Genomic DNA, 12,227 nt, shown 5'->3' on the forward strand with positions numbered 1-12,227 from the left:
AACCTCTTTTTCAGAAGTTTTTCTCCGCAGATTCAGCTTCCTGAACCTCTCAACCCGGCGGCCTGTAAGCCGTTGTTCCGTGTCGATGGAGGCGCATTATAGGGAGTTTCCTCACCCTGACAACCCCTAATTTGCGAAAAATAGCGCGTTCGCTGCATTCCACAGCAAAAGGGCAGTTTATACGCAGTTATGCACAAACTTATCCACATTCGTCCGCAGCTGCGAATTTAGACGAGCATCACGCAAACGTTTTCGCTACAATGCCTCGCAAAATCCAGGCCCCCTGTTGGGGGCGTTACCTGAATCCCGGGCCGGTTCTTTTCTCTATAGAGAAAGAAGTGACTAAGATTGATGTAACGCTCTTATCTATGCGAACCAAAGCCAAGGGATAAATCTCATGCAACAACCTCGTCCTGTACGTCGCGCTCTGCTTAGCGTGTCTGACAAAGCCGGAATCCTCGAATTTGCTCAGGCGCTGTCAAAGCGCGGTGTCGAGCTGCTCTCCACCGGTGGTACCGCCCGCCTGCTGGCAGATGCTGGCCTGCCCGTGACAGAAGTCTCGGACTACACCGGCTTCCCGGAAATGATGGATGGACGTGTCAAAACCCTGCACCCGAAAGTGCACGGTGGCATCCTGGGACGCCGCGGTCAGGATGACGCCATCATGCAGGAGCACAGCATCTCGCCAATTGACATGGTGGTAGTGAACCTTTATCCCTTTGCCCAAACAGTTGCCCGTGAAGGCTGCTCGCTGGAAGACGCCGTTGAAAATATCGATATCGGCGGCCCAACCATGGTGCGCTCCGCGGCCAAGAACCATAAAGACGTGGCAATTGTGGTCAAAAGCAGCGACTACCAGGCAATCATCGATGAAATGGATGCCAACAGTAACTCTCTGCAGCTGGCAACCCGTTTCGACCTGGCGATCAAAGCCTTCGAGCACACAGCCGCCTACGACAGTATGATTGCTAACTACTTTGGCAGCCTCGTTCCGGCTTATCACGGCGAAACCACTGAACCTTCCGGTCGCTTCCCACGCACGCTTAACCTGAACTTCATCAAGAAGCAGGATATGCGTTACGGCGAGAACAGCCATCAGGACGCTGCCTTCTATATAGAAGAGAACGTTTCTGAAGCTTCTGTTGCCACCGCACAGCAGGTTCAGGGCAAGGCGCTGTCTTATAACAACATCGCAGATACCGATGCGGCGCTGGAATGTGTGAAAGAGTTCAGCGAGCCAGCCTGTGTGATCGTCAAACACGCTAACCCTTGCGGTGTGGCCGTGGCAAGTTCCCTCCTTGAGGCTTACGAGCAGGCATACAAGACCGACCCGACCTCAGCCTTTGGCGGCATCATCGCATTCAACCGTGAACTGGATGAAGCAACAGCTCAGGCAATCATCAGCCGCCAGTTCGTGGAAGTGATTATTGCCCCTTCCGCCAGTGGAGCCGCCCTGAAAGTAACGGCAGCCAAGCAGAACGTGCGCGTGCTGACCTGTGGTCAGTGGCAACAGCGCCAGGCCGGTCTGGATTTCAAACGGGTTAACGGTGGTCTGCTGGTGCAGGATCGCGATCTGGGCATGGTAACCGAAAGCCAGCTGCGTGTGGTCAGCAAGCGCCAGCCAACGGAGCAGGAACTGCGTGACGCGCTGTTCTGCTGGAAAGTAGCCAAGTTCGTTAAGTCCAACGCCATCGTCTATGCGCGTGACAATATGACCATCGGCATAGGCGCAGGCCAGATGAGCCGGGTTTACTCTGCGAAAATTGCCGGGATTAAAGCGGCCGATGAGGGACTGGAAGTGAAAGGCTCGGCCATGGCCTCTGATGCCTTCTTCCCGTTCCGAGACGGCATTGATGCTGCTGCTGCCGTCGGCGTCAGCTGCGTTATCCAGCCGGGTGGATCTATTCGCGATGAAGAGGTGATCGCCGCCGCTGATGAACACGGCATTGCGATGATCTTCACCGACATGCGCCACTTCCGCCACTGATTAAGGACTCAAAGATGAAAATTTTAGTAATTGGCAATGGCGGACGTGAACACGCACTGGCGTGGAAAGCCGCTCAGTCACCGCTGGCAGAAACCGTTTTTGTGGCCCCGGGCAACGCCGGTACCGCGCTGGAACTCGCCCTGCAGAATGTGGCCATCAGCGCCACCGACATCACTGCCCTGCTGAACTTTGCGCAGAGCGAAAAGATCGATCTGACCATTGTCGGCCCGGAAGCGCCGCTGGTGATTGGCGTGGTTGATGCGTTCCGCGCGGCTGGATTGAAGATTTTTGGCCCAACTCAGGCGGCCGCCCAGTTGGAAGGCTCAAAAGCCTTCACCAAAGATTTCCTGGCCCGCCATCAGATCCCAACTGCGCAATATCAGAACTTCACCGAAGTGGAGCCGGCGCTGGCTTACACCCGCAGCAAAGGCGCGCCTATCGTGATCAAAGCTGATGGTCTGGCTGCCGGTAAAGGCGTGATCGTGGCGATGACGCTGCAGGAAGCGGAAGATGCCATCCAGGATATGCTGGCCGGTAACGCCTTTGGCGATGCAGGCCACCGGATTGTGGTGGAAGAGTTCCTCGACGGCGAAGAAGCCAGCTTTATCGTGATGGTCGATGGCGAAAACGTACTGCCAATGGCCACCAGCCAGGATCATAAGCGTGTGGGTGATGCCGATACCGGCCCGAACACCGGCGGTATGGGTGCTTACTCCCCGGCTCCGGTCGTAACCGATGAAATCCACCAGCGCGTGATGGACGAGGTGATCTGGCCAACCGTGCGTGGCATGGCTGCCGAAGGCAACGTCTATACCGGCTTCCTGTACGCGGGTCTGATGATCGATAAAAGCGGCCAGCCGAAAGTGATCGAATTTAACTGCCGCTTCGGTGATCCGGAAACTCAGCCGATCATGCTACGCCTGCAGTCAGATCTGGTGGATCTTTGCCTGGCGGCCATTGACGGCAAGCTGAATACCAAAGACTCCGTCTGGGATCCTCGTCCTTCACTGGGCGTGGTGCTGGCGGCGGGTGGTTATCCTGGCGACTACAACACTGGCGACCAGATCCACGGCCTGCCGCTGGAAGAGACGCCGGATGGCAAAGTCTTCCACGCGGGCACCAGAATGCAGGATGACCTGGTGGTGACCAACGGCGGACGGGTACTCTGCGTAACCGCACTGGGCGAGGATGTTGCCGCGGCACAAAAACACGCTTACGATCTGGCGAAAAACATTTCGTGGGAAGGCAGCTTCTGCCGTAAAGATATCGGCTACCGGGCAATTGACCGCAAATAAGAGTCTGGCCCCGACATACAAGCTGAATAACATCACAAAGGCCGGATAATCCGGCCTTTTTTATAGCTAAAAATCAGCCGCTTTCGGCTCAGCCGGGCAGACATCATCCTTTGAGACCAGCAGCAGTTGGGTACCTTTTGGCGCTTCCAGCCAGGAGAGGCTGACTGGCTTACCGGACTCCTGCTGGTGCTGCACAATGTAGTTGGTCGAGTAACGATCAAAGCCGGGCCGGATTTCGCCACCCTGACAAAGCGTGACGGTTCCGTCCGTTGACCAGTGGCCCTGTTTCAGCAATACGCGCCCTTCCAGCAGGTCGTCACTGATTTTCAGCATACGCCCTGCATCAAACTGATATAACGCCACAGCGTCAGGCGAGAGCGCTTCACGGCGTCCTTCCAGCTGCCGCTGCATAAAGCTGAGGCTGCCATCCTGGTCAAAACGCATCGTGACGCTCTCCGGATGCTCTCCGGCGGTGTGCCGTTCAATAGAGATCAGCTTATTTTCCTGCCACTGGTACTCGGTGGTTTCCGTGGCTGAGTCGCTGAAAGGGGTATAGACGGTCATCAGGTGGCTGGAGTGCGGCGCGCTCTCTTTGCGCCAGATCCTGACTGCCCCGCGATCGGCAAGGTACCCGCTGCCGGTGAAGTCAGGAAGCTTTGGACGCGAGCTGCAGCCTGCCAGTAACAGCATTATCGCGAGAGTGAACAGAGTGAAAGGAGAACGAGTCATAGTGTGAGTATCACACAAAGAAAGCAAAAATGCCGCAGCAGAGGAGGCTGAGGCAGTAGGAGAAGTGGACAGTGGAAGTCAGCCTGAACAAAAGGGGCTTAACGCCCCCCTGTTTGGAACTCTTCACTGTCACACTATTACTTAACAGCGTCTTTCAGTGCTTTACCAGAAACAAATGCCGGTACGTTTGCAGCAGCAATTTTGATTTCTTTACCAGTCTGCGGGTTGCGGCCAGTACGCTCAGCACGGTGGTTCACTTTAAAGGTACCAAAACCAACCAGTTGTACAGCATCACCTTCTTTCAGAGACTCAGTAATCGCAGCCAGTGTGGATTCCAGAGCAGCTTTAGCCTGGGTCTTAGACAGGTCCGCTTTGTCCGCAATTACATCAATCAGTTGAGTCTTGTTCATAAGTTATCCTTACAGTGTATTTATCGCTTGCTAAGCACCGAGTGCGAGGGAAAAACCAGATTCTGGCACTCTCCTGCATACACGCACCGATAGCCACTTTTTTCAGCCCCCCAAATGTAGACCAGACAGGGGGCCAATGTGAAGCCTTAAGGCGCTACAAATCAGGCCTGAAGTCACGTTTTCTCGCCTTATTGCTGAAAATTTATACCGATATTGCTGATCCCCGACTCCCGCAGGTCAGATCGCAGTCCTTTTATCAGTTCGGGATCCCTCTCCTCACAGGCGCTCAGCAGGCGAAAAATCTCCCACTGGATGTCCCATTCTTCTTCAACAGCGGGATTCTCTTTTAACTCTTCATCGGTCATTTCGCGTTCGGCCTGGGTCATTTCCAGCATCGCCACGGTGGTGATCGAAGTCTCGCTGACCGCAATGGCATGCGCCAGGGTTTCACCACTCAGGCGCGAATGCAGCAGCTCGCTCAGTGCCACACAGGCATCAATAGCCGGATAGACGCCATACAGGTCGTAATCCTCTGCTACCGGGATCGCCTCTTCCAGCTTTTCCAGCTGCGAGTCAAAATTAACTTTGGCATCTTTTATCACCAGAGTTTCCCAGATCAGGTCGAGAATGCGGCGATAAAGCTGACCGTCGCCAAACCCGGTCTGCTGGCAGAAAGCCCAATAGTTGGGATACATGCGTTCACACAGGCAGGCCATAAAAGTAACGTGCTGCCAGCTTTCCAGCTTTTCCAACCGCAGGTGAATCGGATTACGTAACATGATGGGCTCTCTTCAACATTAGTGCGCGGTCTGCAGTGTAACTGAAAAGACCGCGTCTCACACCGTTAACCCTTTGCTGACAGCCGCACAAAAGCCGGGCGCTGTGAAGCGACAGCATCGGCCCAGCGGGTCGGTTCTGGCAGACGATAACCCTGCAGACAGGTTTCCACCCAGTGCAGAGCTGTATCCGCGCTGATGCGATGGCCCGGAGAGATAAACAGCGGGTTACAGCGACGCTTGCTGCGCAGCACCCAGCCAATCTGCTCACCTTTATCCATCAGCGGCTGACGTGCACCTGGTTCCTCATCCAGCAGTTCGAATTTGCCGCACAGACGGCTCTTGGCAACCCCGATAGTCGGCACATCCACCAGCAGGCCAAAATGGCTGGCAACGCCAAGGCGGCGGGGATGCGCAATTCCCTGACCGTCAACAAACAGCAGGTCGGGCTGGTGTTGCAGCTGCTGCCAGGCAGCCAGCAGGGCGGGATATTCACGGAAAGAGAGAAAACCGGGGATGTAAGGCATGGTGGTGGCAATCCGCGCGACGCGGTGCTCAACCATTTTCAGCGAAGGATAGTCCAGAATAACCAGAGCAGCACGGGTGACCTCACCGCCCTGTTCAAAACCGACATCCGCGCCAGCGATATAGCGCGGAGGCATTACCTCAAAATCATCCTCGCGTACTACTGCGGCGGCACGAGTCAGCTGCTCTTGCTTTAATGCCTGAATATCCATACTCAGTCCTGATGATAAGGGCGTGAAAGTTTGTGAACCGCCTCCACAAAGACTCCGGCGTTTTCTGGCGGCACATCCTGATGAATGCCGTGGCCCAGGTTGAACACGTGACCGGTGCCATTGCCGAAGCCCTGCAGAATGCCTGCCACTTCCTGCTCAATGCGATCGGGCTGGGCATACAGCATTGACGGATCCATGTTGCCCTGCAATGCCACTTTATGGCCCACGCGGCGGCGCGCATCGGCGATATCGGTGGTCCAGTCCAATCCCAGCGCATCACAGCCGGTTGCAGCCATCGCTTCCAGCCACTGTCCGCCGCCTTTGGTAAACAGGGTCACCGGCACACGACGACCGTCGTTTTCATGCAGCAGGCCATCGACGATTTTGTGCATGTAATTCAGTGAGAACTCCAGATAATCACGGCCGGTCAGCACGCCACCCCAGGTATCAAAAATCATCACTGACTGTGCGCCCGCACGGATTTGCGCATTGAGGTAGAGCGTCACGCTGTCTGCCAGCTTGTCCAGCATCAGGTGCAGAGTCTGCGGCTCGGCGTACATCATCTTTTTCAGTTTGGTGAAGGCTTTGCTGCTGCCGCCTTCGACCATATAGGTCGCCAGCGTCCACGGGCTGCCGGAGAAGCCGATCAGCGGCACTTCACCCTGCAGATTTTTGCGGATGGTACGCACGGCATTCATCACATAGCCCAGTTCCTGCTCCGGATCCGGGACTGGCAGCTTTTCAACATCTTCCCGGCAGGTCACCGGGGAAGAGAAACGAGGACCTTCACCGGCTTCAAAATAGAGGCCCAGCCCCATCGCATCAGGGATGGTCAGAATATCAGAGAACAGGATCGCGGCATCCAGCGGATAGCGACGCAGAGGCTGCAGCGTCACTTCACAGGCCAGTTCGGCATTTTTGCACAGCGACATAAAATCACCGGCCTGGGCGCGCGTGACTTTGTACTCTGGCAAATAGCGTCCGGCCTGGCGCATCATCCACACTGGCGTCACATCTACCGGCTGGCGCAGCAGGGCGCGCAGATAACGATCGTTCTTCAGTTCACTCATCTTTAATGACTCTCTCTTTTTCAGGCGCGCAGTATACCATTCATTCCGCCTCGGCGCGGCAGAGGACAACGGTATCTTCAATCAAACGGCGAGCCACGGTCCCCGCAGGCGGCAGCTGTGGCAACGCATCAAAGCGATACCAGCCCGCCTCCAGCAGCTCTTTCGGATCGATGTTGATTTCACCACTGTCGTAATCGGCCATAAACGCCATCATCAGCGACTGAGGGAACGGCCAGGGTTGCGAGGAAATATAACGCAGATTTTTCACCTTCAGCCCGCTCTCCTCCATCACCTCACGCGCTACTGTCTGCTCCAGCGTTTCGCCCACTTCGACAAAACCGGCCAGCACGGTGTAAACGCCGTTGCGGTGTTTGGTGTGCTGCGCCAGCAGGATCTCTTCCCCGCGACGGATGGCCACGATAATGCAGGGCGCGATCTGCGGATAATAGCGCTGACGGCAGTGACTGCACAGGCAGGCCCATTCGGTTTTGCTGTGGTGCATCTCATGACCGCAATAGCCGCACCACTTATGAGAACGATAAAACTCTGCCAGCTGGATCCCACGCCCGGCAAGCTGGAACAGGCCAACGTCCTGATCGAGGATCTGCCGCAGCGATCCCATCTCTTCTTTACGGCTACCGCAGATCAACCACACCGGCTCACCCTGCCATTCGCCGATCAACGATCCTTTCGATCCACTCAGGCCTAATTCTTGTGCATTGCCGTATGGTAATTGACCTTTTGGTAACCAAAGTTTATGTTCGTGGCTGACAACCCACCAGCCAGCGTCTACGCTTGAAATCTCACGTTGCATAAATTTGCTCATCCTCAGCTTCACGGTGCTGGATTGGGGTTAGAGATAAAAATTAAACACTTACGGAGTCACTCATGCTTAACCAGTTGGAAGTTCTGACCGCGCGCGTTGGCGGGTGCAGTGACCTGGTAGACTTTTGTCTGCGCTCACGTAAGCAGCTGCTGGTTGCCTATTATCAGATGGTTGGCATCAAGCCTAACAAGGATTCGCTGACTACGCTCGATGAAAACGCGCTGGATACTTTTTGCCAGAGTCTGGTGGACTATCTTTCTACCGGTCACTTCACCATTTATGAACGCTTTATTGAAGAGATGGAAGGCAGTGAACAACTGGCAAAAGCCGCGCTAATCTATCCCTCTCTGCAGGCGAATACTGAGCAGATAATGCAGGTTTACGATTCTCATCTCGAAAATGCTATCGATGATGATAACTGCCTGGCGTTCCAGACAGCGCTGTCGGCCGTGGGCGAAGCGCTGGAGGCCCGTTTCACACTGGAAGATAAATTTATTCAGCTGGCGCTGAATAAAAACTCGGAGCAACTGGGTGCGGCTAACGATTCCCCGCTCGCTCGCCCGGCCTGAGAAGTTAGCAGTTTGTAAAACCCTTGTAGTTTCCAAAAAGCCCCTTTATGCTGAGTGGGCAATTAAGTGACCCGCCACCAGGCGTTCACACTCGTTCTGCCCTCCCCGCTGTGGGAAGCAGAATTCTTCTTGTCGGAGTGCCCCACGGGGCTGAGACCGTTAATTCGGGATCCGCGGAACCTGATCAGGTTAGTACCTGCGAAGGGAACAAGAGTAAAATTCAGTGATGGTGTGTCCCCGTATATCCTCACACCCTGCACTTACTCCTCCGAACTCCGGACAAGCAACTTTCCCTATTTATTCAGGAACGTGCTATGTCTACCGTTGATAAAAAACCCACCCGCCGTGAGCAGCGTGCTGAAGCACAACAGTTTATCGATTCCCTGCAGGGCACCGCTTTTCCCAACTCTAAACGTATCTGGCTGACGGGCTCCCGTGACGATATTCGCGTGCCAATGCGCGAAATCCAGCTAAGCCCGACAATGGTTGGCGGCAGCAAAGATAACCCGCAGTTTGAGGATAACGAGCCAGTGCCGGTCTACGACACTGCCGGACCTTACGGTGATCCTGAAGCGAAAATCGATGTGCATGCCGGTCTGGCACGGCTGCGTAATGAGTGGATCATCGGGCGTGGCGATACTCAACCAATTGAGCAACTCAGCTCGGTTTATACTCAGCAACGGCTGGCCGATGAAGGGCTGGATCACCTGCGTTTTGATAATCTTCCGCATCCACGCCGGGCGCTGGCTGGCCGCTGTGTTACCCAGATGCATTATGCACGCCTGGGAGTGATCACCCCTGAGATGGAATTTATCGCGCTGCGGGAAAATATGGGACGCGAGCGTATTCGTGGGGAAGCCCTGCTGCAGCAGCATCCGGGCAACAGTTTTAGCGCTCATCTGCCGGAAAACATCACGGCCGAATTCGTCCGCCAGGAAGTTGCTGCTGGCCGTGCGATCATCCCGGCCAATATCAACCACCCGGAATCGGAGCCGATGATCATCGGTCGCAATTTCCTGGTGAAAATCAATGCCAACATCGGCAACTCGGCGGTCAGCTCCTCGATCGAAGAAGAAGTGGAGAAGCTGGTGTGGTCAGCCCGCTGGGGTGCCGATACCGTTATGGATCTCTCCACCGGTAGAAATATCCACGAAACCCGCGAGTGGATCCTGCGTAACAGTCCGGTACCCATCGGCACGGTGCCGATCTATCAGGCGCTGGAAAAGGTGAACGGCATTGCCGAGAACCTTAACTGGGAGATCTTCCGCGACACCCTGCTTGAGCAGGCCGAACAGGGCGTGGATTACTTCACCATCCATGCAGGCGTGCTGCTGCGCTACGTGCCGATGACCGCCAGGCGCCTGACCGGCATCGTTTCCCGCGGCGGCTCAATCATGGCGAAATGGTGCCTGTCGCATCATAAAGAGAGTTTCCTCTACCAGCACTTCCGCGAAATTTGTGAAATCTGTGCGGCTTACGACGTCTCCCTGTCGCTGGGCGATGGCCTGCGTCCGGGCTCCATTCAGGATGCCAACGACGAGGCTCAGTTTGCCGAGCTTCACACGCTGGGCGAGCTGACCAAAATCGCCTGGGAATATGATGTGCAGGTGATGATCGAAGGCCCCGGCCACGTGCCGATGCAGATGATCCGCCGCAATATGACCGAGCAACTCGAGCATTGCCACGAAGCCCCGTTTTATACCCTTGGCCCGCTGACCACCGATATCGCGCCGGGTTATGACCACTTCACCTCCGGTATTGGTGCAGCGATGATCGGCTGGTTCGGCTGCGCCATGCTGTGTTACGTGACGCCGAAAGAGCACCTTGGCCTGCCGAACAAAGAGGATGTGAAGCAGGGACTGATCACCTATAAGATCGCTGCCCACGCGGCAGATCTGGCAAAAGGCCATCCTGGCGCGCAGATCCGCGATAACGCCATGTCTAAGGCGCGTTTCGAATTCCGCTGGGAAGATCAGTTCAACCTGGCTCTCGATCCGCACACAGCCCGCGCCTACCACGACGAAACGCTGCCGCAGGAATCCGGCAAGGTCGCACACTTCTGCTCCATGTGTGGCCCGAAATTCTGCTCGATGAAGATCACCCAGGAAGTGCGCGAATACGCGGCGAAGCAGGAAGCGGAAGCCAGACCGATTGAGATTGGCATGGCCGAAATGTCAGAAGCCTTCCGCCAGCGCGGCAGCGAGCTGTATCACCCTGCTGATGCACTCTCGCCGGAGGAAAAAGTATGAGCCGTGGCCCGTTTCCCGTCACGGAAGAGCGACTTGGCCTCTATCCGGTAGTTGAAACGGTGGAGTGGATCGAGCGCCTGCTGGCGGCTGGCATACGCACTCTGCAACTGCGCATTAAAGACCAGACGGAAGCCGCGGTCGAACAGGATGTGGCTGCCGCAATCGCACTGGGCCGACGCTACCGGGCGCGGCTGTTTATCAATGACTACTGGCGGCTGGCGATCAAATATCAGGCTTACGGTGTTCATCTGGGTCAGGAAGACCTGGACACCGCCGATCTGGATGCGATCCACCGTGCCGGTCTTCGTCTGGGTCTGTCCACCCACGATGATGCCGAGTTGGATCGCGCCCTGGCCGAGCAGCCTTCCTATATCGCGCTGGGCCATGTATTCCCGACGCAAACCAAAGAGATGCCCTCTTCCCCTCAGGGACTGGAAGAGCTGAAGCGCCATGTTTCACGATTAAAAGGAGTCTCAACAGTAGCGATTGGCGGTATCACTCTGCAACGCGCTCCTTCTGTGCTGGCAACCGGCGTGGGCAGCATTGCTGTGGTCAGTGCTATTACCCAAGCTGCGGATTGGAAATCTGCCACGGAACAGCTGCTGGCGCTGGCCGGAACAGGAGGTGCCGCCCATGTTCAGTGACAGCGATTTTATGCGCTACAGCCGCCAGCTGCTGCTGGAAGAGTTTGGTCTGGATGCCCAACAGAAGCTGCTGGCGGCCAGCGTGCTGATTGTAGGGCTTGGCGGGCTTGGCTCTCCTGCCGCGCTGTACCTCGCCGCGGCTGGCGTCGGTAAGCTGCTGCTGGCCGACGACGATAAGGTGCATATCAGTAACCTTCAGCGGCAAATTCTGTTTCGCAGCAATGAAACTGGCGAACCCAAAGCAGCCGCAGCGAAAAGGCATCTGCAATCACTGAACCCACAGGTGGAGTTTATCGCCGTGGAGCATCGTATGGATGCGAAAACACTGAAAGAAGCGATGCAGTGGGTCGATCTGGTGCTGGACTGCAGCGACAACATACAAACCCGCCAGGCGGTGAATGAAGCCTGTTTACAAAGCGCCACGCCACTGATCAGCGCCAGCGCGGTTGGCCTCAGCGGCCAGCTACTGGTGCTGACTCCTCCCTTCAGGCACGGCTGCTACCGCTGCCTGTGGCCGGATGATGCCGAACCGCAGCGCAACTGTCGGACGACGGGCGTGCTGGGGCCGGTGGTCGGCGTGATGGGAACGCTGCAGGCGCTGGAAGCCCTGAAGATGCTGTCAGGCCACGCTTCATCGCTGGACGGTAAGCTGAGGCTGTTTGACGGCCGCCAGCAAACCTGGCGCACGCTGAACCTTGAGCGCAGCGCCCACTGCCCGGTATGCGGAGGCGGCTATGAACATTGTGGTTAACGATGAGCCGATGGATCTGAATGACCCGCTGACGCTGAAGGCGCTGCTTGAGCAGCTTTGCCGCCAGCAAACGGGAACTGCGCTGGCAGTCAATCAGCACATTGTGCCCCGCGACCGCTGGGCTGACTGGCTCTTACAGGAAGGCGATGAGCTGGTGATTTTTCAGGCCATCGCCGGAGGTTGA

Annotated in this window: 13 protein-coding genes and 1 riboswitch; of the genes, 7 read left to right on the top strand and 6 right to left on the bottom strand. The window is 56.2% G+C overall.

Translation table 11 applies throughout. From position 1 onward, the window contains the following. Positions 1-397 precede the first annotated feature (397 nt). Together purH and purD are read left to right on the top strand one after the other, a co-directional pair. Positions 398-1,987: a bifunctional phosphoribosylaminoimidazolecarboxamide formyltransferase/IMP cyclohydrolase gene (purH, locus tag AC3Y5R_RS14235; protein ID WP_489921893.1), complete on the top strand. Its 1,590-nt coding sequence runs from the start codon at positions 398-400 to the stop codon at positions 1,985-1,987. A 14-nt stretch (positions 1,988-2,001) separates the two neighbouring features. Next, positions 2,002-3,282, top strand: a complete 1,281-nt coding sequence (purD, locus tag AC3Y5R_RS14240; protein WP_489921894.1) for a phosphoribosylamine--glycine ligase — start codon at positions 2,002-2,004, stop codon at positions 3,280-3,282. Between the two features lie 66 nt (positions 3,283-3,348). On the opposite strand, the gene AC3Y5R_RS14245 is transcribed toward purD, so the two are convergent. From AC3Y5R_RS14245 to nudC, 6 genes are all read right to left on the bottom strand, one after another. Continuing rightward, the gene (locus AC3Y5R_RS14245; protein WP_489921895.1) at positions 3,349-4,011 is read right to left on the bottom strand and encodes a DUF1481 domain-containing protein; all 663 of its coding nucleotides are present in this window, start codon (positions 4,009-4,011) and stop codon (positions 3,349-3,351) included. 137 nt (positions 4,012-4,148) lie between these two features. Then, positions 4,149-4,421, bottom strand: coding sequence for a nucleoid-associated protein HU-alpha (gene hupA, locus AC3Y5R_RS14250; protein ID WP_002438605.1), 273 nt, complete (start codon positions 4,419-4,421; stop codon positions 4,149-4,151). A 188-nt stretch (positions 4,422-4,609) separates the two neighbouring features. Further along, positions 4,610-5,200, bottom strand: coding sequence for a YjaG family protein (locus AC3Y5R_RS14255; protein ID WP_489921896.1), 591 nt, complete (start codon positions 5,198-5,200; stop codon positions 4,610-4,612). 65 nt (positions 5,201-5,265) lie between these two features. Further along, the gene (nfi, locus tag AC3Y5R_RS14260; protein ID WP_489921897.1) at positions 5,266-5,934 is read right to left on the bottom strand and encodes a deoxyribonuclease V; all 669 of its coding nucleotides are present in this window, start codon (positions 5,932-5,934) and stop codon (positions 5,266-5,268) included. 2 nt (positions 5,935-5,936) lie between these two features. Then, positions 5,937-7,004, bottom strand: a complete 1,068-nt coding sequence (gene hemE, locus AC3Y5R_RS14265) for a uroporphyrinogen decarboxylase (protein WP_489921898.1) — start codon at positions 7,002-7,004, stop codon at positions 5,937-5,939. 40 nt (positions 7,005-7,044) lie between these two features. Continuing rightward, complete coding sequence (gene nudC / locus AC3Y5R_RS14270; RefSeq protein WP_489921899.1) at positions 7,045-7,818, bottom strand: NAD(+) diphosphatase; 774 nt, start codon at positions 7,816-7,818, stop codon at positions 7,045-7,047. A 74-nt stretch (positions 7,819-7,892) separates the two neighbouring features. Between nudC and rsd the strand changes: the two genes are divergently transcribed. The 5 genes from rsd (at position 7,893) to thiS (ending at position 12,227) form a co-directional block, all read left to right on the top strand. Further along, positions 7,893-8,399: a sigma D regulator gene (rsd, locus tag AC3Y5R_RS14275; protein ID WP_489921900.1), complete on the top strand. Its 507-nt coding sequence runs from the start codon at positions 7,893-7,895 to the stop codon at positions 8,397-8,399. Positions 8,400-8,522: 123 nt separating this feature from the next. After that, a riboswitch (TPP riboswitch) is annotated at positions 8,523-8,623 on the top strand. Positions 8,624-8,713: 90 nt separating this feature from the next. Continuing rightward, a complete protein-coding gene (thiC, locus tag AC3Y5R_RS14280) occupies positions 8,714-10,648 on the top strand; it encodes a phosphomethylpyrimidine synthase ThiC (RefSeq protein WP_489921901.1) in 1,935 nt (644 codons plus the stop codon). After that, on the top strand, positions 10,645-11,292 hold the full coding sequence (gene thiE / locus AC3Y5R_RS14285) for a thiamine phosphate synthase (RefSeq protein ID WP_489921902.1): 648 nt from the start codon (positions 10,645-10,647) through the stop codon (positions 11,290-11,292). Before thiC ends, thiE begins: the two co-directional genes overlap by 4 nt. Continuing rightward, the gene (locus AC3Y5R_RS14290) at positions 11,282-12,043 is read left to right on the top strand and encodes a HesA/MoeB/ThiF family protein (RefSeq protein ID WP_489921903.1); all 762 of its coding nucleotides are present in this window, start codon (positions 11,282-11,284) and stop codon (positions 12,041-12,043) included. Before thiE ends, AC3Y5R_RS14290 begins: the two co-directional genes overlap by 11 nt. Beyond that, positions 12,027-12,227, top strand: coding sequence for a sulfur carrier protein ThiS (thiS, locus tag AC3Y5R_RS14295; RefSeq protein ID WP_489921904.1), 201 nt, complete (start codon positions 12,027-12,029; stop codon positions 12,225-12,227). The genes AC3Y5R_RS14290 and thiS overlap by 17 nt, the downstream gene beginning before the upstream one ends.

The organism is Erwinia sp. 009765445 (genome assembly GCF_058137865.1).

Coding starts and splice junctions, on each gene's coding strand:
- purH (WP_489921893.1), top strand. CDS start 398: ATGCAACAACCTCGTCCTGTACGTCGCGCTCTGCTTAGCGTGTCTGAC.
- purD (WP_489921894.1), top strand. CDS start 2,002: ATGAAAATTTTAGTAATTGGCAATGGCGGACGTGAACACGCACTGGCG.
- AC3Y5R_RS14245 (WP_489921895.1), bottom strand. CDS start 4,011: ATGACTCGTTCTCCTTTCACTCTGTTCACTCTCGCGATAATGCTGTTA.
- hupA (WP_002438605.1), bottom strand. CDS start 4,421: ATGAACAAGACTCAACTGATTGATGTAATTGCGGACAAAGCGGACCTG.
- AC3Y5R_RS14255 (WP_489921896.1), bottom strand. CDS start 5,200: ATGTTACGTAATCCGATTCACCTGCGGTTGGAAAAGCTGGAAAGCTGG.
- nfi (WP_489921897.1), bottom strand. CDS start 5,934: ATGGATATTCAGGCATTAAAGCAAGAGCAGCTGACTCGTGCCGCCGCA.
- hemE (WP_489921898.1), bottom strand. CDS start 7,004: ATGAGTGAACTGAAGAACGATCGTTATCTGCGCGCCCTGCTGCGCCAG.
- nudC (WP_489921899.1), bottom strand. CDS start 7,818: ATGCAACGTGAGATTTCAAGCGTAGACGCTGGCTGGTGGGTTGTCAGC.
- rsd (WP_489921900.1), top strand. CDS start 7,893: ATGCTTAACCAGTTGGAAGTTCTGACCGCGCGCGTTGGCGGGTGCAGT.
- thiC (WP_489921901.1), top strand. CDS start 8,714: ATGTCTACCGTTGATAAAAAACCCACCCGCCGTGAGCAGCGTGCTGAA.
- thiE (WP_489921902.1), top strand. CDS start 10,645: ATGAGCCGTGGCCCGTTTCCCGTCACGGAAGAGCGACTTGGCCTCTAT.
- AC3Y5R_RS14290 (WP_489921903.1), top strand. CDS start 11,282: ATGTTCAGTGACAGCGATTTTATGCGCTACAGCCGCCAGCTGCTGCTG.
- thiS (WP_489921904.1), top strand. CDS start 12,027: ATGAACATTGTGGTTAACGATGAGCCGATGGATCTGAATGACCCGCTG.